Source organism: Corynebacterium sp. UMB10119B (assembly GCF_030228125.1).
In the GTDB taxonomy this organism is placed as follows: Bacteria; Actinomycetota; Actinomycetes; order Mycobacteriales; family Mycobacteriaceae; genus Corynebacterium; species Corynebacterium pseudogenitalium.
In genome coordinates, this window is sequence record NZ_JASPBG010000005.1 from 72,223 (window position 1) to 90,833 (window position 18,611).

The following is an 18,611-nucleotide window of genomic DNA, read 5'->3' on the forward strand; positions in this document are numbered from 1 at the left end:
GTGACTGCCGAGACCCAACAGATTTTTGACACCGCGACGCGCACGCTGCGTCCATTCCGCCCGCTGCGTGAGGGCCACGTTTCCATCTACTTGTGCGGGGCCACGCCACAGTCCGCCCCGCATATCGGGCACTTGCGCTCGGGGGTGGCGTTCGACATTGTGCGCCGCTGGTTCGCGGCCAAGGGCTACGACGTCGCGTTCGTGCGCAACGTCACCGACATCGATGACAAGATCTTAAACAAGGCCGCCGAGCACGATCGGCCGTGGTGGGAGTGGGTCAGCACGTACGAGCGCGAGTTCACGCGTGCCTACAACACCCTCGGCGTGCTGCCACCGTCTGTCGAGCCGCGCGCCACGGGCCACGTCACCCAGATGGTCGACTACATGCAGCGGCTTATCGACGCCGGCTTCGCCTACGCCTCCGAGGGCTCCGTCTACTTCGACGTGGCCGCCTGGACGAAGGCGAGCGACGACTACGGTTCCCTGTCCGGCAACCGTGTCGAGGAGATGAACCAGGGCGAAAGTGACGTGCACGGCAAGCGCGGCAGCCACGACTTTGCACTGTGGAAGGCCGCCAAGCCGGGCGAGCCGAGCTGGCCGACCCCGTGGGGCGACGGCCGCCCCGGCTGGCACCTGGAGTGCTCCGCCATGTCCACTTGGTACCTGGGCGCCGAGTTCGACATTCACGGCGGCGGTCTGGACCTGCAGTTCCCGCACCACGAAAACGAGCAGGCGCAGTCCCACGCCGCGGGTGATGGCTTCGCCCAGTACTGGATGCACAACCACTGGGTGACCATGGCGGGCGAGAAGATGTCGAAGTCGCTGGGTAACGTGCTGAGCATCGACAACATGCTGGACGCCGTGCGCCCGGTGGAGCTGCGCTACTACCTGGGATCCGCGCACTATCGCAGCGTGCTGGAGTATTCGCCGGAGGCGCTGCAGGAGGCCGCGGCGGGCTACCGCCGCATCGAGGACTTCGTGCATCGCGCCGGCACGCCCGAGTCGACCACCTGGACGGAAGGCTTCGCCCAGGCGCTAGACGACGACTTCTCCGTGCCCCGCGCGCTCGCCGAAATCCACAACGTGGTCCGCGAAGGCAACAAGGCGCTCGCCGCGCACGACACCGCCAGGGCTGGCGAGTTGGCTGCTCAGGTGCGTGCGATGGCCGCGGTGTTGGGTGTGGACCCCGGTGTGTGGGACGATGGGGCGTCGAAAAATAATGGAGTAACCGAGGCACTTGATGTGTTGGTTGGTGCCGAGCTTGAGCGCCGGGCCGCCGCGCGTGCCGAGAAGGACTGGGCCGCGGCCGATGCCGTGCGTGACCGCCTTGCCGCCGCAGGCATCGAGGTCACCGACACCGCCGACGGCGCGCAGTGGCAACTGAAGGAGAACTAATGGCCAAGCCATACCACCGCCCCGATAAGCAGAAGAAGAACAAGAAGACCGCCACGAAGGGCTCGGGCGGGCAGCGTCGCCGCGGGCTGCGCGGCAAGGGCGCAACCCCGAAGGCCGAGGACCGCGTCTACCACGCGGCGCACAAGCGCAAGCTGGAGCGCAAGCGCCGCGACCAGGGCCGCCACGAGCGCGAGCTGCCGGACATGGTTGTTGGCCGCAACCCCGTCGTGGAGTGCCTGCACGCCAAGGTGCCAGCCGAGGCGCTGTTCGTGGCACGCGGCACCGGGCACGACGACCGCCTCAGCGAGGCCGTCACCCTGGCGAACTCCCGCAACATCCCGGTGCAGGAGGTGGACCGCCACGACTTGGACATGATGACCGGCAACGGCATGCACCAGGGTATCGGGCTGAAGATCCAGCCGTACAAGTACGCGGACGTCTTCGACCTGGTCGCGGGTGTGGCGGACCGCGGGGAGACCGGCATGTTCGTCATCCTGGACAACATCACCGACCCGCGCAACCTTGGCGCGGTGATCCGCTCGACGGCCGCGTTCGGCGGCCACGGCGTGATCATCCCGGAGCGCCGCTCCGCGCAGGTGACGGGCGTGGCGTGGCGTACCTCGGCGGGCACAGCGGCTCGCCTGCCTGTCGCGCGTGTGACCAACGTGACCCGTACTGTCAAGCAGTTCAAGGACAACGGCTACATGGTCGTGGGCCTCGACGCGGGCGGCGAGCACACACTGGACACTTTCGAGGGCGCCACCGACCCGGTAGTCATCGTCGTCGGCTCGGAGGGCAAGGGCATCTCCAGGCTCGTGCGGGAAAACTGCGACGTGATCATGTCCATCCCGACGACCGACTGGGTAGAGTCCCTGAACGCCTCCGTCGCGGCCGGCGTGGTGCTCAGCGAGTTCGCACGTCAGCGCCGCGTGAAGTAGCCCACCGCCCGGCACACGAGGTAGATGGCGAAGGACACGAACGCCACCATCACACTCACCGGCAGGCCGGGCGCCAGCGAGAGCAGCATGCCGCCCACGGCGGCGAGCTCCGCGAAGAGCACAGACCACGCCACCGCCGCCGCGGGCCGCGCCGTAATGGCCACCGCGGACGCGCCGGGCGTGATCAGCAGCGCCATCACCAGCAGCACGCCCACGATCTGCACGGTCTGGGCGGCCGCCATGCCGAGCAGGATGGCGAACAGCGTGGCCAGCATCTTCACGCGTACCCCGCTGGCGGCCGCCATCTCCGGGTCTACGGAGGCGAACAGCAGCGGCCGCCACAGCACCATCACGGCCACCACGACTAGCAGCGTGGTGGCAGTCAGCACCCCGAGGTTCTCCCTGCTCACCCCGACGATCTGGCCGGTGAGCAGCGCCATCGCCGTGGTGGAGTTGCCGGGGTAGAGGTGGATGCACAGCACGGAGATACCCATGCCGAAGCTCATCACCACGCCCACAGACGAATCCGTATCGCTGCGAAGCCCCAAAAGCACGAGCACGATCGCCGCCACAATCGAGCCGACGACGGCCCCCAAGCTGAGGTTCAGGCCCGTCACGAGCGCAACCGCGGCACCCATCAACGCCAACTCAGAAGTAGCGTGCACCGCGAATGACATTTTCCGCATCACGATCAGCGGCGCGATCACACCCGAGAGCACGCCCAGCATCGCGCAGGCAATCAGCGCAACGATCACGAAATCGAACCCGAGCAGGTACTGCGTTTGCTCCAGCATTTACAGGATCACCGTCTTCCCACCCACACGCACGACCTCCACCGGAGCGCCGTACAGCTCGCTGAGCACCTCGGAGCGCAGCACCTCGTCGGCACTGCCGACCACGTGCCCGTGCGGGCCCAGGTAGAGCACCGTGTCCACGATGTCGATCACCGGATCGATGGAGTGCGTCACCATCACCACCGCGACCTTCGCGGCGTGCAGCCGGGACACGAAGTCGCGCTGGCGCGCCACGTCCAGGGAGAGCAGGGGCTCGTCGGCAAGGATGAGATCGGGCTGCTTCGCAAAGGCCTGCGCCTGTCGCACCAGCTGCTGCTGGCCGCCCGACAGGGTGCCCACGCGGGCGTCGGCAAGGTGGAGCGCGCCCACGCTGTCCAGCAGTTTATCGACGTCCCCCTTCCTCGGCCGACGCAGCGGACGGTGCTCAAGCGAGAGCGACACCAGATCGCGAACCCGCACCGGCAGTTCCGGCGGGAACATGCGCTGCTGCGGGATGAACCCGATGTTCTTCGGCGCCGTGATGGTGCCCGAGCTGAGCTTGCGTGTACCCAGGATCGTGCCGAGCAGCGTGGACTTGCCGCTGCCGTTCGGGCCCAGCACAGCGACAAATTCCCCCGCGGCGACATCGAGGTTGATGTCGTGCCACAGGGGATCACAAGAGGCGTTGGTCAGGTGCAGCATTAGAGCTCGTCAAGCGCCTTGGCAAAGTAGTCGAAGAAGTTCTCGCCGTTCGGCGGGGTCTCGTAAATGTCGACGACCTTCACGTTGTTGGCCTTCGCCACCTCAACCAGCTTGTCGGAGACACCGTTCGGGCTCTGCGGGTTGTTAATCAGGATGTCGATTTCGCCGGACTCGAGTGCAGCGATGAACTCCGCGAGCGCCGCCGAGGACGGCTCCGAGTGGTTCAGCGTTGCGTGCCGGAACGACTCCGGAGTGACGTCCTCGAGCGCGGACTCCTCGATGATCGCGTCCGCGATTGGGTGCGTCTGCGCCACGCGGGCTGCCTTGAGGCTGTCCAGCTTCGTCTGCAGCTGCTCGAGCTTCCCGTCGAGCGCGTCCGTGCTGCCATCAGTGCGCTGCGCGAGGTCCGCGCCCACCTTCGCGATCGCCGCGGTGGAGTACCAGATGTGCTCGTTTTCCTCGTGGGCGTGGTCATGGTCGTGGCCCTCATGGTCGTGGTCGTCATGGCCATGCTCACCGTGCTCGTGCTCGTGCGCCTCCGTCAGCGGCAGTGCGGAGATCACGTTCGCGTCCTCCGCCGCGTCGTAGATGCGGGCGTCGTATGCGCCGCCGTTGGCCACCACGAGCACTGCCTTCGCCACCTGCGCCAGGTCGGCGGCCGTCGGCTCGTAGTCGTGCGGGTCCACCGAGGTATTCGAGATGATCGCGGGGACGTCCTGGCCCGTCACCAGGCTCGCGACGTCCGCCCACACCTGCGTCGTGGCCACGATCTGGCCGTCGGCGGCATCAGCTGCGGTGTCGCCGGTGCTGTCAGTGCTGCTGCAGGCGCTCAGTGCGAGCGTCGATGCAGCAAGGATGCCAATGAAGCGTCGTGAAAACATGGCCGCCATTGTACGTGGTATTGAAAATGAATATCAACAACGAGCGTCGGCGAGCGCCTTCAGGAAGGCCGCCATCTCGTCCACGCCTGCGACGTCGACCCCTACCTTGATCCCCACATCCGCAGGCCCCAGCACCGCTAGCGCTGTGTCGTCCGTGACGTCATCACCAGCGAAGAGCGTCGCAGCAAAGCGCTGCTTGTGGGCCCGCAGCCACGAGCCCTTCGACACATCCACCGCGGAAAACTCAACCACGTTATTACCCGGGGTGACAGGGCGAGGCGTTTGAATCCGCAGCGCCTCCGCCAGCATGCGCTCGCGCTCCGCCGCGTCCTCCACCGGCGCGACGTGCAGCACCCGCTGGTACGGCTTGACCTCCACGTACGCCGGCGGGACCGCGATCGCCTCCAGCTGCTTTTCGATTGCGTCCAAATACTCGACATCCTCCGACGTAAGCTCCGGGCCAGGCTCCGCGCCGTGCGAACCCACCAACACCACCGGGTTCCGCAGCGGGAACACCCTGCGCAGGCCCTCCAGGTGGCGGCCGGACAGCATCGCCACCTCCGTATTCGGGGCGTGCGCCAGGCGCTCAATCGCCTCCAGCGCCACCGGGTGCGGTTTCACCGCATAAGGGTCCGGGTTCAGCTCGCTGATCGTGCCGTCGAAATCGAGGCAGACAAGGAGCGAAGGGGCCGTCGATAAGTAGGCGATGGAACTCACAGCATCATCACCCGTATGCTCGGTTCGTTCACGTCGTCGCCCTCGAGCGTGAGTACCTTCTCGGTGTCACTGACATTGTTGATTCGGAACGTGGCCTCCGGCACCACCAGCGACGCCAGTTGATCGTGCGTGTAGCGCGCCGCCCCCTCGCAGCCCGCCGTGTCGGCGAAAGAAATCTCGTTGACCGTCAGCGTGTCTTCAGTGACCGTGACGTCGCCTTCAACCTTGCCGCATCCCGTCGAGCCCGTCAGCTTCGAACCGTCGATGCTCACATTCGCCCGATCCGGCACATCCCCCGGCGTGTCCGGAGCCGTGTACACCGCAACGACCTGCCACACCGGCGGCGCCGGCGAACACGCCGCCAGCCCCAGTGCTGCACCTGCAACAACCAGCCGTTTCATCGCGCAACCTCCTGCAAAAACTCCGCGGCCCACCGGTGCACATCGTGCCCCAACACGCGCGCATACATCCGCCGCATCCGCTCCGGATCCGGGTCAAGTGCCTCCCGCATCGCCCGAAGTATCGACGCCCCCTCGAACGGATTACACAAATACGCATCGTGCAGCTCCACGGCCGCGCCGGCGAACTCGGACAGCACCAACGCGCCGTCCCCGTCCGGGTGGCAGGCCACGTACTCCTTTGCCACCAGGTTCATGCCGTCCTTAAACGGCGTCACCAACATCACGTCCGCAGCCGCATAGAACGTGCCCAGCTCCTGCTTGGATACACCGCGATGCATGTAGTGGATCACAGGGCGACCCACCGAGCCGAAGCGGCCGTTAATCCTGCCCACGGCCTCTTCGACCTGGCGGCGGGTCTCGCGGTAGTGCTCGATGCGCTCCCGCGACGGAGTGGCCAGCTGGATCAGGGTGGCGTCGACACCTTCCTCGAGCAGTTGCTCAAACGCGAGCAAACGCTGCAGGATGCCCTTCGTGTAATCCATGCGGTCCACCCCCAGCATCAGGGCCCCAGGATTCCCTACCGACGCCCGCAGCTTCGCCACCGCTTCCGGCGAGCCAACCTGCACCGCCGCCGGGTCAATCGAGATCGGGAACGTTCCACTGCGCGGGCTGTTGTTATCGTCGCCGACGAGCGCGCGGAAGTTGCGCTCATCCGCCTCGCGCTGAAACCCCACCAGGTCGCAGCCGTTGAGTCCGCCGATGAGTTCCTCGCGCCACGGGAGCTGACGGAACAGGTCGGGGGAGGGGAATGGAATATGCAGGAAGAACCCGATGGTCAGGTCGGGGCGCATCTCGCGCAGCAGGCCCGGCACCAGCTGCAACTGGTAGTCCTGCACCCACACCGTCGCGCCCTGCGCCGCCACCTCGGCGGTCGCGCGCGCGAAGCGGACGTTAACGTCGCGGTAGCGCCGCCACCACTGCTCGTTGTACTGCGGGGCCACGATCAAGTCATGGTAGAGCGGCCACAACGTCGAGTTGGAGAAACCTTCGTAGAACTCCTCGTAGTCCTGGGCGTCCAACGTCACCGGGTGCAGGTCAATGCCATCAAAGCGAAACGGCGCGACCGGTTCATCCACCGCGCCGGACCACCCCACCCAGCAACCGGCGCGTGCCCGCAACACGGGTGCGAGCGCAGCCACGAGCCCGCCGGGTGACGCCTTCCACCCGCCCTCGACACGGTCGACGGGCAGGCGGTTAGCCACCACTACGAACTCATTCACAACTACGACTTCTTCTTTACAGTCTTCTTTTTGGTGGCCTTTTTCTTTGTTGCTTTCTTCTTGGTGGCCTTTTTCTTCGTGGCCTTCTTCTTAGAAGCCTTCTTCTTGGTGGCTTTCTTCTTCGTAGCCTTCTTCTTGGTCGCCTTCTTCGGCTCTTCCTCTTCCTCAGCGCCCAGGACTTCCTCCGCGTACTTCTTGTACACGAAGCCCTGTGGCTCGACACCGAGCATGGACATCAAGGTCACGCCATCAAAAAAGTCCTCGGCGTAGGTAGCAACAATCCTGCGAGCACCAGATGCTGTCTGCTCCTCAACGGCGTGGAGCGCCTCAGGCGAGGGGCGAGAGTCGGTGATCTTGGGTGGCACTACGGGTTCCTCCTTGTATGACGCGCATTACTAGCACAACGATTCTACGCCAATATTAGTGACGAAGCCCGCCTGGGGGCCTCCGTCGTCGGATCTGCTGGAACGTGAAGCGCCCGGCCCGCTTGAAAGCCTCGTACGGAATGTAGTGCTGCGGGGCACGCAGACGGCGCGCCACCCACTCGCCAAACACCACACCGCCAGCCAGCGCCATACAGGTGCCGACCGCCATGAACAGGTTGGTCAGGCCCACCACGATCTGCTCGTTCATCATGGCGTACATCCCGCGATACACACCAGAGCCAGGCAGGAACGGGGTCACACCAGCCACCGCGGTGATCACCGGGTTGATCAGGAAACGGCGGGCAATCAAACCACCCGCAAGGCCGACGACGAACGCCAACGCCGCCGTCGCCATCAACGCACCGGAGCCGATTGGGATCAAAAACAGGTAATACATACTCGAACCGGCGGCGGCCGTAAACGCCGCCACCACCACCGCGGGGCGCTCCGCGAAGCACGTCACCGCGAATGACGCCGACGCCAACGTACTCCCCGCAATACGCGCCGCCGCACCACTAAACGTTGGGGTCCCCAGCATTGTCTCCAGCGGAGGCAAGCCCAGGCCCATGAGCTCCCACGTGTTCAACCCAATCGCGACACCAGCCACGATGCCGCCGGTAAAGAGCAGTGTCTGGAAGAATCGCGCCGAGGCCGTCACCGGCGAGCCCGTCACCCCGTCAAGCAGCGACTGCACCAAGGTCAGACCCGCCAACAGGACCACGATGCCCACCGCGATCACTTGGCTGGGCACAATCGTCTTGCCGATCATCGGCGCGACCTCGTAGAACAGCGCCGCCGGGATCGTCGTCAAGAAGCCGCCGATGGCGCAGTGGAAGAAGTAAGGCAGGGAGTTGCGGGACAGAATCTTGTTAAATCCCATGATGAGAAACGACGTCAGGCCGCCGATCGCTGACATGAACAAGTCCCCGCCCAGCAAAATCGCGACGGCCGCGCCCATCACCAGCCAACCCGCCAGGTACCGCGTATTGCGCCACGGGATAGGGGAGTTATCAATATCGTCGAGGATTTTCTCCGCAAGCTCCGGTGGCGTGGCACCCGAACGAATCGAGCGAATCAGCCGGTCCGCCTCCTGCAGCTTGTGGTAGTTTTCGCTCATCATCGTGACCACGCGGAACACGTTGACCGGGGTACGCTTGTGCACCCCAATAATCGTGTTAATCATGATCGTGTTCACGGTGATGTCCACATGACAGTAGTGCAGCCCATACGAAGACGTCACTGTGTGAATCTGCGCAATCGCATCCGAAGACGTCGTGCCATTCGCGATCAGGATCTCCCCAATGCGCGCAGCAATACTCATCACCCCGGCTACCTGCGCGGTATCCGTCAGATCGATCGGGGCAAGCACGGACGGCGGTGGCGACGTTCGCGCCGCGTCAATCGTTGCCACATGTTGGCGCGACCCGCGGACAAACTCCCACAGCGAATTCAAGTTCACGTATTCGACCCTAGCAAGCCACCCCGACACGCCTAGAATGGCCACATGACCTGGCAACTCTACGAGCAACTTATCGACGCCACCCCGACCACCATCACCGTCACCGACTTCGGCATCGCACCCCACTGGGCCTGGCTCCGCACCTCCGACGGCCACGTCGGCATCGCCGCCGTCTACTCCGGCGACGGCCGCCCCGTCCTCTCCGAGTCCCCAATCGGACGCCCTCTTATCGACGCCGCCTCCATGGTCACATCGTGGAACTTCGCCGAAGCCGGCGTCGGCCTCGCCGCCATCAATGCTTGGGTGAACCGCGACGCATCCCACTTCGCCGAAGCTCCGGACGCATTCGTCGCCTACGCCTCCCACTACGCCGGCAAGCGCGTTGGCGTCGTCGGGCACTTCCCAGGCCTGGAGCGCACCCTCCACGACGTCGCCGACCTCTACGTCTTCGAGCGAGTCCAACGTCCCGGCGACTATCCGGACTCCGCCTTCGAATACCTCGCCCCGAATCTGGACGCAGTCTTCATCACCGCCTCTGCCCTCGTGAACAAAACGATGCCCCGCCTCTTGGAGCTCGCATCCGGGCTGGACACCATCATTGTCGGTCCATCAACCCCAATGACACCCACGCTTTTCGATGCCGGCGCCACCACCCTTTCCGGGTTCATCCCCACCGACCCTGCCGGGCTCGTCGGGACGCTGAAGGGCATCGGTGGAGGTAGGAAGTGGGATTTCGGTAAACGAGTGAACGTTAGTGTAGACTCTTCAGCGCTGCTAGAGTGGCGCAATCGGTAGCGCAACGCACTTGTAATGCGTAGGTTGCGAGTTCAAGTCTCGTCTCTAGCTCTGCACAACACCTCCTACCTGGGATAACGGGTAGGGGGTGTTTGCGTTGGTGTGCCTGACTATTTTGATGCCCGACGCCCCGCAATCGCCCCGGTGCACCAATTTCCCCATTCTCGCCAAGGCCAAGCGACGTTTCCCCAGTTCAGCGTTTGATGGCGGTGAGATCTGGTGCCCAGGCAATGCACAGTCATTCCCGACGACCTGCATTGGTCGACGCTAAGAGGTCGACCGGAACGAAATCCAACCGGCCCCAACCCCGCCTCTCCCGGCGGACTATCCCTGTTTTACTCACCCACGTGCAGGGGGTGTACAGGAAACGTTCAGAGAAACGGCGTTAGATAGAGACAGTTATGTTCGCGGGCGTGGAAGCCATTCGTGGCGCCGACGCGTTTCCTGAGAGAAGTAACAGGAGGCGTGGAATGCCCTGGTCTATGAAGGAGTGAACTGTACATGTCTGAGGCTACGAAGCCTGTAAAGGTGCTCGTTGTTGACGATGAGCCGAATATCGTTGAGTTGTTGACGGTTTCTTTGAAGTTCCAGGGCTTTGAGGTTGAGAGTGCGGGGTCTGGCCAGGAGGCGCTGGAGAAGGTGAAGGACTTCCGTCCGGACGCGTTCATCCTTGACGTGATGATGCCGGGGATGGATGGCTTTGAGCTGTTGGGCAAGCTGCGCAGCGAGGGCATTGACGGCCCGGTGTTGTTCCTGACGGCGAAGGACGCGGTGGAGGACCGGATCCACGGCCTGACTATTGGCGCCGATGATTATGTGACGAAGCCGTTCTCCTTGGAGGAAGTGATTACTCGTCTGCGTGTGATTCTGCGTCGTGGCAAGGTGACGGAGGACGCAGATGAGGATACGACGCTGCGCTACGCCGATCTGACGTTGAATGATGAGACGCACGAGGTGACGAAGGCCGGCGAGATCATTGAGCTGTCGCCGACTGAGTTCAACCTGCTGCGCTACTTGATGCTGAATGCTGAGGTGGTGCTGTCGAAGGCGAAGATTCTGGATAACGTGTGGCACTACGACTTTGGTGGCGACGGCAACGTGGTTGAGTCGTACATTTCGTATCTGCGACGCAAGGTGGATAACGGTGATGTGCCGTTGATTCACACGGTGCGTGGCGTCGGCTATGTGCTGCGTACACCTCGTAAGTAAGGCGTAGGTGACCGATGAGTAGGCGTCGGCTTCATGCGCTTGCGTACTCGAGGACGAAGCCGCTGCAGAAGCAACTGGTGGCGTTGGTGTTGGCGATTGCTACGCTGGCGCTGGTGGTGAGCTTCTCTGCGGTGTATATCTTCATGCGCAGCATTTTGTATCAGCGTGTCGACGACCAGCTCAGCGAGGGGTTGGACACGTGGGTTGGTCAGGTGACGTGGGTGCCGTCGTCGGGTGCGCCGAGCGATTTTTATCAGGAGACGTGGTATCCGCAGTTCGGGACGTCGTGGAGCCCGGTGTATGTGGATACACCGCCGGACCTTTCGAGGGTCAAGCAGCAAGATAAGGCGGTGACGGTGCCGTCGACAGGCGTGGCGCCGGGCGTGAAGTGGCGCGCGATGTCACGTGAGATGCCGGACGGCACTGTGAAGTATGTTGCGAAAGAGCTTGACGCGGAGCAGCGCGTGCTGCGTTGGCTTGCGATTGTGGAAACGACATTTGGGCTCCTTGCCGTGGTGGGGATTGCGTGCGCGGGGCGCACCTATATTCGTAAGGCGTTGGCCCCGTTGCGTGAGGTAGAGAACACTGCGCTTGCAATTGCCGACGGCGATACGAAGCGCCGGGTGCCGGTGTGGTCGAGGGAGACTGAGGTCGGCAAGTTGTCGTACGCGATGAACACGATGGTGCAGCAGCTGCAGGAGTCCGTGGAGGATGCGCAGCTGAAGGAGGAGCAGATGCGTCGCTTTGTGGGTGACGCTTCTCATGAGCTGCGTACTCCGCTGACGAGTGTGCGCGGGTATGCGGAGCTGTACCGCAAGGGTATGGCGCCGGATGCGGACATGGTCATCGGCAAGATTGAGGAGGAGTCCGCCAGGATGCAGTTGCTGGTGGAGGATCTCCTCGCGTTGACTCGTGCGGAGGGCACTCGCCTGGATAAGCGCCAGGTGGATGTGTTGGAGATGGTGACTTCGGCGGTGAGCTCTGCGCATGCGGCGTTCCCGGAGCGTTCACTCACGATTGAGAACAACGCCTCCTGCGTGCCGACGGTCAACGGTGACCCCTCGCGGCTGCACCAGGTGTTGCTGAACCTGATTGTGAACGCGTTCAAGCACGCGGGCAAGGATGCGTCGGTCACGGTGGCGTTGCGGGAGAACCTGGACCGCATCATCATCGAAGTCATTGACGACGGCTGCGGTATGGAGGAGAAGGACGCGGAGCACATCTTCGAGCGGTTCTACCGCGCGGACAACTCCAGGAACCGCGCCTCCGGCGGTGGTTCGGGGTTGGGGTTGGCGATCGCGAAGTCCCTCATCGAGCAGCACGACGGCACTATCACCGTGAAAAGCGCGCCGGGTGAGGGCTCCACGTTCACCATTTCCCTCCCGATGGAGAAGGGCCCGAAGGATTAAGCCTCGAGTGCTGCGCGCAGCTTCTCCGCGGCCTCGTCCATCTTCGCCGGATCGGTTTCGTCCATCTTCATCACGGTGGACAGGTCGTAGCCGGACATGTCGTTGGCGGGGAAGACGTGGATGTGTGCGTGCGGCACTTCGAAGCCGGCGATGAGGTAGCCGGCGCGCTCGCTGCCAAATGCCTCGATGATGGCGTTGCCTACTCGCTGGGCAACGTCATTCATTTTTGCCCACAGCGCTGGCTCGATGTCGGTCCACTTATCGATCTCCTTGACGGGAACGACCAGCGTGTGACCGTACGCGATCGGCTCGATGGTGAGGAACGCGGCGACGTCCTCGTCCTTGTACACGAAGCGGCCTGGAATTTCACCTTGAATAATCTTTGTAAACACAGTGCTCATAGCGCCTAGGTTACCGGTAAGTTAGTGGGCATGCGCATCCTTGTTATCGGTTCGGGCGGCCGCGAACACGCCCTGTTGAAAGGTCTTGCAGGACACGAGCTCACTGTCGCGCCGGGAAACGCCGGCATGGCACCACTTGCTGAGGTGAGGAGTGTCGACGTCGCTTCGCCTGAGGCAGTCGTCGAGCTGGCGAAAGACGTTGACGCTGAGCTTGTCGTGATTGGCCCTGAGGTGCCGTTGGTTGCGGGAGCGGTTGACGCACTGCAGGCCGCGGGCATTCCGGCGTTCGGCCCGACGAAGGCCGCGGCGCAGCTGGAGGGGTCGAAGGCATTCGCGAAGGACGTCATGGCCGCCGCGGGTGTGGCGACGGCTCGGGCGCAGCGCGTTGAGCACATCGAGGATATCGACGCCGCTATCGAGGCGTTTGGCCCGCACTACGTGGTCAAGGATGATGGGCTGGCTGGCGGCAAGGGGGTCGTCGTCACGCTCGATGCTGCCGAGGCCCGCGCGCACGCTCGCGCGGTGATTGAGGCCGGCAACCCCGTGCTGTTCGAGTCCTTCCTGGAGGGCCCGGAGGTGTCACTGTTCTGCCTCGTTGACGGCGAGACCGTGGTGCCGCTGCTGCCAGCGCAGGACCACAAGCGCGCCTACGACAATGACGAGGGCCCGAACACTGGTGGGATGGGCGCGTACACGCCGCTTCCGTGGCTGCCGGAGGGCGGCGTGGACCGCATCGTGGACGAGATTGCGCGCCCGGTTGCGCGTGAGATGGTCGCTCGCGGTATCCCGTACCAGGGTCTGTTGTACGTTGGCGCGGCGTGGGGGCCGGAGGGCCCGTCGGTGGTGGAGTTCAACGCTCGCTTCGGCGACCCGGAGACTCAGCCGGTGCTTAGCCTGCTGCGTACCCCGCTTGTCGACGTCCTCTACGCCGTAGCAACGGGCAGCCTCGATACGCTCCCGCCGTTGGAGTGGGAGGACGGCTACGCTGCGACGGTGGTGCTGGCGGCGAAGGATTACCCGGAGCACCCCAAGACCGGGGACGTCATTGCAGGCGCCGACCTGGACAACCCCGACGTGGTGTTGCACGCAGGTACCGCGACCAAGGATGGGGAGTACGTCTCGGCCGGTGGGCGCGTGCTCAACGTGCTGGGTAAGGGCGTAACGCTGCAGGATGCGGTGGACGCTGCCTACCAGGTGATTGAGCAGATTTCGCTCGAGGGTTCCTTCTACCGCAAGGACATTGGGCGGCGCGCGATTGAGGGAGAAATCCGTATCTAGCGCGCGTGTCGGGACGTTGTGCGATAATCAGCGTCGTGGCTGAGAAACTGTTGAAACCGAACAATAGCAACGTCCTGTCGAACCGCTACGCGTCGCCGGAGATGGCGACGCTGTGGAGCGCAGAACACAAGATCATTCTGGAGCGTCAGCTCTGGATCGCCGTGATGAAGGCGCAGCGTGAGCTGGGAGTCGAGATTCCCGAGGAGGCGATCGCTGCGTACGAGGCGGTCGTCGACAAGGTGGACCTGGGCTCTATCGCTGAGCGTGAGAAGGTCACGCGACATGACGTGAAGGCGCGCATTGAGGAGTTCAACGCGCTGGCCGGGTACGAGCACATCCATAAGGGGATGACCAGCCGTGACCTGACCGAGAACGTCGAGCAGTTGCAGATTTACCGCTCGCTGGAGCTGATTCGCGACAAGTCGGTTGCGGTACTCAAGGCGATCGGGAACCGGGCGGATCAGTACTCCACCCTGGTGATGGCGGGGCGTTCGCACAACGTTGCGGCGCAGGCCACGACGCTGGGCAAGCGTTTCGCATCGGCGGCGGATGAGATGCTGGTAGCGGTTGAGCGCATCGAGACGCTGCTGGCGGCCTATCCGCTGCGCGGCATCAAGGGCCCGATGGGTACTGCACAGGACATGCTGGACCTGATGGGCGGCGACGAAGCGAAGCTGCGCCAGCTGGAGCAGTCGGTGGCGCGCCACCTCGGCTTCGAGCGCACCTTTGACTCGGTCGGCCAGGTCTACCCGCGCTCCCTGGACTTCGACGCTATCTCGGCGATCGTGCAGCTGGGAGCGGGTCCGTCGTCGCTCGCGACCACGATCCGCCTGATGGCCGGCAACGAGACGGTCACGGAGGGCTTCAAGGAGGGCCAGGTTGGTTCTTCGGCGATGCCGCACAAGATGAACGCGCGTTCCTGCGAGCGCGTCGGCGGCTTCCAGGTGATCCTGCGCGGCTACCTCACCATGGTCGCTGACCTTGCTGGGCAGCAGTGGAACGAGGGCGATGTGTTCTGCTCGGTGGTGCGCCGCGTGGCCCTGCCTGACGCGTTCTTCGCTATCGACGGCCAGTTTGAGACATTTCTCACTGTGCTGGATGAGTTCGGTGCGTTCCCGGCGATGCTCAACCGTGAGCTGGACCGTTACCTGCCGTTCTTGGCCACGACGAGGATCTTGATGGCGTCGGTACGCGCGGGTGTGGGCCGTGAGACAGCGCACGAGATTATCAAGGAGCACGCGGTTGCGATGGCGCTTGATATGCGCGAAAATGGCGCTGAACAAAACCTCATTGAGCGCCTCGCCGCTGATGAGCGCCTCCCGCTCGACAAAGAGCAGCTGCAGGATGCGTTGGCTGACCGCCACGCGTTCATTGGCTCGGCGGAGTCGCAGGTCAGCAACGTGTGCGCTCGTATCCAACAGCTTATCGACGCCCACCCGGACGCCGCTGCGTACAAACCAGGGGAGATTCTGTAACCTTTATGTCCATGCGTCCAGAGCTTTCTGACTATACCCACCTGGCTGGCGGCAAAGTCCGCGAGATTTACGAGGTGGATGACGAAACGTTATTGATGGTGGCGTCCGACCGCATTTCGGCGTTCGACTTCTCGCTGGAGCCGGCGATCCCGGATAAGGGCCGGATTCTGACTGCCACGTCCATGTTCTTCTTCGACCTGCTTTCGGGTGTGCGCAATCACCTGGCGGGCCCGGTTGATGATCCCCGGATTCCGGAGGAGGTCCTCGGCCGCTCGTACGTGGTGAAGAAGCTGAAGATGATTCCGTTCGAGTGTGTCGCTCGCGGTTACCTGACTGGTTCGGGCAAGAAAGAGTACGACCGCACCGGTATGGTCTGCGGCGTGAAGCTGCCCGAGGGCCTGGTTGAGGCCTCGAAGTTACCGGAGCCGATTTTCACCCCGGCGACGAAGGCCGCGCAGGGCGACCACGATGAGAACGTGACGTTCGAGTATGTGGAGGAGAAGGTGGGCGCGAAGCTCGCTGCCCAGCTGCGCGACCTCACCTTGGAGGTGTACACCAAGGCTGCGGAGTACGCGGAGACCAAGGGCATCATCCTCGCGGATACGAAGCTGGAGTTCGGCGTCGACGAGGAAGGCAACCTGGTCCTTGCGGACGAGGTACTCACGCCTGATTCGTCCCGCTACTGGCCAGCCGATACGTACGAGGAAGGCAAGGTGCAGCCGAGCTTCGATAAGCAGTACGTGCGCAACTGGCTCACCGGCCCGAAGTCCGGCTGGGACCCTGCGGAGAACACGCAGCCACCGGAGCTGCCTGGTTCCGTGGTGGAGGCGACCCGCGACCGCTACATCGAGGCGTACGAGCGCCTCAGCGGCGAGAAGTTTGGGGACTGGCCGGGGGCGCGTGCCTAAGGCGTGAGGTTGCGCGTAGACTCGTCGCCTATGACGAATTTCAGCGCGCAACCGCCAGTGGCAGCACAACACCCTACGACTCGCGTGTTTCATGGACGCGAGTTCGTCGATAATTATGAGTGGCTCCGGGACAAGCAGTCCCCGGAGACCATTGCCTATTTGGAGGCGGAGAACGCGTATACCGCGGAGGCGACCGCCCCGTTTGCCCCGCTCGCTGAGCAGGTTTACCAGGAGATGAAGTCTCGCATCAAGGAGACTGATATGTCCGTGCCGCAGCGCAACGGCGACTGGTGGTACTACGGCCGCACCATCGAGGGTAAGAGCTACGGCGTGTCCTGCCGCGTGCGGGTCGGCGACGACCCGTGGACGCCGCCGACGCTGCCGGAGGACGGCTCGCCGCTGCCGGGGGAGCAGGTGCTGCTTGACCTCAACGAGATGGCCGAGGGCCATGAGTTCTTCTCACTCGGCGCGTCAGCGGTATCTACGTCGGGGCGCTTGCTCGCCTTTTCGACGGATACCTCCGGCGACGAGCGCTTCGACCTGCGCATCAAGGACCTGGAGACCGGCGAGCTGCTGCCGGATACCATCGAAGGTGCCTTTTACGGCGCGACGTGGGCGGGGGAGCAGTACCTGTTTTACCTGCGCGTTGATGACGCGTGGCGCCCGCACCAGGTGTGGCGCCACGAGGTAGGCACGGCGGCGTCAGAGGACGTGCTGGTCTACCAGGAGGACGACGAGCGCTTCAACCTCGGCGTGGGCGGGGACCGCGCCGAGCAGTTCCTGTACATCGTGGCCAGCTCGAAGCTGACCAGCGAGTGGCGCGCGGTACCCCTGGAGACGCCGACCGCCGAGTTCGAGGTGCTGTGGCCGCGCGAGGAAGGCGTGGAGTACGACCTGGATTACGCGGAGCTCGCCGGGCGCGGGTACTGGGTGGTCACGCACAACGCCACCGGCCCCAACTTTGCAGTGGGGACCTGCCCGGTGGATGCGCGGGTGCCGCTGACTGAGCTGGAGACGTTCGTGGAGCACAGCGCGGACGTGCGCGTAGAGGGCGTCGATACGTACCGGGACTTCCTGTTTTGTGCCTACCGCTCCGGCGGCATTAGCAGGCTTGCGGTAGCGCCTGTGGAGGGGGACAACTTCGGCGCGCTGCGCGAGCTCGAGTTCGACGAGGAGCTCTACACCGTGGGCCTCGGCGGTAACCCTGAGTGGGACGCCCCGGTGGTGCGGCTGACCTACACCTCGTTTACGCAGCCTGCCCAGCTGTTCGACTACCAGGTGGCCACCCGCGGCGTGACGTTGCTGAAGCAGCAGGAGGTGCTCGGGGGCTACGACGCCGCCGACTACGTTGCCAGCCGCATGTGGGCTACGGCCGACGACGGAACCCAGGTGCCGATCTCCGTGGTGCACCGCGCGGACCTGGACATGACCCATCCGCACCCGACGCTGCTCTACGCCTACGGCTCCTACGAGTCCTCCGTGGACCCAGGCTTTTCCGTGGCGCGACTGTCGCTGCTGGACCGCGGCATGGTGTGGGCGTGCGCGCACGTGCGCGGCGGCGGCGAGATGGGCCGCGGCTGGTACGACAATGGCAAGATGCTCACGAAGAAGAACACGTTCACCGACTTCATCGCGTGCGCCGACGAGCTGGTGCGCGCGGGCGTGAGCTCCTACGACACGCTTGTGGCCGAGGGCGGATCGGCGGGCGGGATGCTGATGGGCGCGATTGCGAACATGGCCCCGGAGAAGTTCGCGGGCATCCAGGCGATCGTGCCGTTTGTGGACCCGCTGACCTCAATCCTCATGCCGGAGCTGCCGCTGACCGTGGTGGAGTGGGAGGAGTGGGGCGACCCGTACCATGACCCGGAGGTGTACGACTACATGGCCTCCTACGCCCCGTATGAGAACATCACAGCCCAGCGCTACCCGGACATCCTTGCAGTGACCAGCCTGAACGATACGCGCGTGCTGTACGTGGAGCCCGCGAAGTGGGTGGCGAAGCTGCGTGAGATAGCTACGGGCGGGGAGATTCTGCTTAAGACGGAGATGTCCGCCGGTCACGGCGGTGTGTCCGGCCGCTACGAGAAGTGGAAGCAGACCGCGTTCGAGTACGCCTGGACGCTCGTACACTCGGGGGCGTGCACCGTCTAGCAGCCGCAAAATAA

The 18,611-nt window shown here is 64.0% G+C and carries 18 protein-coding genes and 1 tRNA gene; 10 read left to right on the forward strand and 9 right to left on the reverse strand.

Features of this window, described 5'->3' with window-relative positions:
- On the forward strand, positions 1 to 1,395 hold the full coding sequence (cysS, locus tag QP802_RS05910; protein WP_256008624.1) for a cysteine--tRNA ligase: 1,395 nt from the start codon (positions 1 to 3) through the stop codon (positions 1,393 to 1,395).
- Positions 1,395 to 2,333 carry a 23S rRNA (guanosine(2251)-2'-O)-methyltransferase RlmB gene (rlmB, locus tag QP802_RS05915; RefSeq protein WP_070478108.1) on the forward strand — a complete coding sequence of 313 codons (939 nt, stop codon included), beginning with the start codon at positions 1,395 to 1,397 and terminating at the stop codon, positions 2,331 to 2,333. The genes cysS and rlmB overlap by 1 nt, the downstream gene beginning before the upstream one ends.
- Here the strand turns inward: rlmB and QP802_RS05920 are convergent.
- The 8 genes from QP802_RS05920 to thrE are packed head-to-tail and all read right to left on the reverse strand — an operon-like array spanning position 2,315 to position 8,971.
- Positions 2,315 to 3,127, reverse strand: a complete 813-nt coding sequence (locus QP802_RS05920) for a metal ABC transporter permease (protein WP_070478106.1) — start codon at positions 3,125 to 3,127, stop codon at positions 2,315 to 2,317. The two genes, rlmB and QP802_RS05920, sit on opposite strands and share 19 nt — an antisense overlap.
- Positions 3,128 to 3,808, reverse strand: a complete 681-nt coding sequence (locus QP802_RS05925) for a metal ABC transporter ATP-binding protein (RefSeq protein ID WP_070478104.1) — start codon at positions 3,806 to 3,808, stop codon at positions 3,128 to 3,130.
- Positions 3,808 to 4,689, reverse strand: coding sequence for a metal ABC transporter solute-binding protein, Zn/Mn family (locus QP802_RS05930; protein ID WP_246814914.1), 882 nt, complete (start codon positions 4,687 to 4,689; stop codon positions 3,808 to 3,810). The genes QP802_RS05925 and QP802_RS05930 overlap by 1 nt, the downstream gene beginning before the upstream one ends.
- A gap of 33 nt (positions 4,690 to 4,722) precedes the next feature.
- A complete protein-coding gene (locus QP802_RS05935) occupies positions 4,723 to 5,406 on the reverse strand; it encodes a trehalose-phosphatase (RefSeq protein WP_284817827.1) in 684 nt (227 codons plus the stop codon).
- Positions 5,403 to 5,807, reverse strand: a complete 405-nt coding sequence (locus tag QP802_RS05940) for an META domain-containing protein (RefSeq protein ID WP_070478098.1) — start codon at positions 5,805 to 5,807, stop codon at positions 5,403 to 5,405. The genes QP802_RS05935 and QP802_RS05940 overlap by 4 nt, the downstream gene beginning before the upstream one ends.
- Complete coding sequence (locus tag QP802_RS05945) at positions 5,804 to 7,087, reverse strand: alpha,alpha-trehalose-phosphate synthase (UDP-forming) (RefSeq protein WP_284817828.1); 1,284 nt, start codon at positions 7,085 to 7,087, stop codon at positions 5,804 to 5,806. The genes QP802_RS05940 and QP802_RS05945 overlap by 4 nt, the downstream gene beginning before the upstream one ends.
- A gap of 2 nt (positions 7,088 to 7,089) precedes the next feature.
- The gene (locus QP802_RS05950; RefSeq protein WP_070361929.1) at positions 7,090 to 7,452 is read right to left on the reverse strand and encodes a hypothetical protein; all 363 of its coding nucleotides are present in this window, start codon (positions 7,450 to 7,452) and stop codon (positions 7,090 to 7,092) included.
- 55 nt (positions 7,453 to 7,507) lie between these two features.
- Positions 7,508 to 8,971 (reverse strand): threonine/serine exporter ThrE, encoded by a 1,464-nt coding sequence (gene thrE / locus QP802_RS05955; protein WP_284817830.1) that lies wholly within the window; start codon positions 8,969 to 8,971, stop codon positions 7,508 to 7,510.
- Between the two features lie 45 nt (positions 8,972 to 9,016).
- On the opposite strand from thrE, the gene QP802_RS05960 reads away from it, so the two are divergent.
- The 4 genes from QP802_RS05960 to QP802_RS05975 all read left to right on the forward strand — a co-directional run bounded on the left by QP802_RS05960 (position 9,017) and on the right by QP802_RS05975 (position 12,384).
- Complete coding sequence (locus QP802_RS05960; protein WP_284817832.1) at positions 9,017 to 9,766, forward strand: DUF364 domain-containing protein; 750 nt, start codon at positions 9,017 to 9,019, stop codon at positions 9,764 to 9,766.
- Positions 9,745 to 9,817 (forward strand) — tRNA-Thr (locus QP802_RS05965). The genes QP802_RS05960 and QP802_RS05965 overlap by 22 nt, the downstream gene beginning before the upstream one ends.
- A gap of 450 nt (positions 9,818 to 10,267) precedes the next feature.
- Complete coding sequence (locus QP802_RS05970; protein ID WP_070361930.1) at positions 10,268 to 10,975, forward strand: response regulator transcription factor; 708 nt, start codon at positions 10,268 to 10,270, stop codon at positions 10,973 to 10,975.
- Positions 10,976 to 10,989: 14 nt separating this feature from the next.
- Complete coding sequence (locus QP802_RS05975; protein ID WP_070478094.1) at positions 10,990 to 12,384, forward strand: sensor histidine kinase; 1,395 nt, start codon at positions 10,990 to 10,992, stop codon at positions 12,382 to 12,384.
- On the opposite strand, the gene QP802_RS05980 is transcribed toward QP802_RS05975, so the two are convergent.
- A complete protein-coding gene (locus tag QP802_RS05980; protein ID WP_070361932.1) occupies positions 12,381 to 12,785 on the reverse strand; it encodes an HIT family protein in 405 nt (134 codons plus the stop codon). The genes QP802_RS05975 and QP802_RS05980 overlap by 4 nt on opposite strands.
- 30 nt (positions 12,786 to 12,815) lie before the next feature.
- Here QP802_RS05980 and purD point away from each other — a divergent pair, with 30 nt between their 5' ends.
- The 4 genes from purD to QP802_RS06000 are packed head-to-tail and all read left to right on the forward strand — an operon-like array spanning position 12,816 to position 18,597.
- The gene (purD, locus tag QP802_RS05985) at positions 12,816 to 14,063 is read left to right on the forward strand and encodes a phosphoribosylamine--glycine ligase (protein WP_070478092.1); all 1,248 of its coding nucleotides are present in this window, start codon (positions 12,816 to 12,818) and stop codon (positions 14,061 to 14,063) included.
- 26 nt (positions 14,064 to 14,089) lie between these two features.
- Positions 14,090 to 15,538 carry an adenylosuccinate lyase gene (gene purB, locus QP802_RS05990; RefSeq protein ID WP_070478235.1) on the forward strand — a complete coding sequence of 483 codons (1,449 nt, stop codon included), beginning with the start codon at positions 14,090 to 14,092 and terminating at the stop codon, positions 15,536 to 15,538.
- Positions 15,539 to 15,549: 11 nt separating this feature from the next.
- Complete coding sequence (locus QP802_RS05995) at positions 15,550 to 16,446, forward strand: phosphoribosylaminoimidazolesuccinocarboxamide synthase (protein WP_070363439.1); 897 nt, start codon at positions 15,550 to 15,552, stop codon at positions 16,444 to 16,446.
- A 30-nt stretch (positions 16,447 to 16,476) separates the two neighbouring features.
- The gene (locus QP802_RS06000) at positions 16,477 to 18,597 is read left to right on the forward strand and encodes a S9 family peptidase (RefSeq protein ID WP_256005478.1); all 2,121 of its coding nucleotides are present in this window, start codon (positions 16,477 to 16,479) and stop codon (positions 18,595 to 18,597) included.
- Positions 18,598 to 18,611: the final 14 nt, after the last annotated feature.

Excerpts from the sequence above, each read along its gene's own strand:
- QP802_RS05940 (WP_070478098.1), bottom strand. The coding sequence starts at position 5,807 with ATGAAACGGCTGGTTGTTGCAGGTGCAGCACTGGGGCTGGCGGCGTGT.
- purD (WP_070478092.1), top strand. The coding sequence starts at position 12,816 with ATGCGCATCCTTGTTATCGGTTCGGGCGGCCGCGAACACGCCCTGTTG.
- QP802_RS05960 (WP_284817832.1), top strand. The coding sequence starts at position 9,017 with ATGACCTGGCAACTCTACGAGCAACTTATCGACGCCACCCCGACCACC.
- QP802_RS05995 (WP_070363439.1), top strand. The coding sequence starts at position 15,550 with ATGCGTCCAGAGCTTTCTGACTATACCCACCTGGCTGGCGGCAAAGTC.
- QP802_RS05980 (WP_070361932.1), bottom strand. The coding sequence starts at position 12,785 with ATGAGCACTGTGTTTACAAAGATTATTCAAGGTGAAATTCCAGGCCGC.
- QP802_RS05925 (WP_070478104.1), bottom strand. The coding sequence starts at position 3,808 with ATGCTGCACCTGACCAACGCCTCTTGTGATCCCCTGTGGCACGACATC.
- QP802_RS05970 (WP_070361930.1), top strand. The coding sequence starts at position 10,268 with ATGTCTGAGGCTACGAAGCCTGTAAAGGTGCTCGTTGTTGACGATGAG.
- QP802_RS05930 (WP_246814914.1), bottom strand. The coding sequence starts at position 4,689 with ATGTTTTCACGACGCTTCATTGGCATCCTTGCTGCATCGACGCTCGCA.
- QP802_RS06000 (WP_256005478.1), top strand. The coding sequence starts at position 16,477 with ATGACGAATTTCAGCGCGCAACCGCCAGTGGCAGCACAACACCCTACG.
- rlmB (WP_070478108.1), top strand. The coding sequence starts at position 1,395 with ATGGCCAAGCCATACCACCGCCCCGATAAGCAGAAGAAGAACAAGAAG.
- QP802_RS05920 (WP_070478106.1), bottom strand. The coding sequence starts at position 3,127 with ATGCTGGAGCAAACGCAGTACCTGCTCGGGTTCGATTTCGTGATCGTT.
- QP802_RS05975 (WP_070478094.1), top strand. The coding sequence starts at position 10,990 with ATGAGTAGGCGTCGGCTTCATGCGCTTGCGTACTCGAGGACGAAGCCG.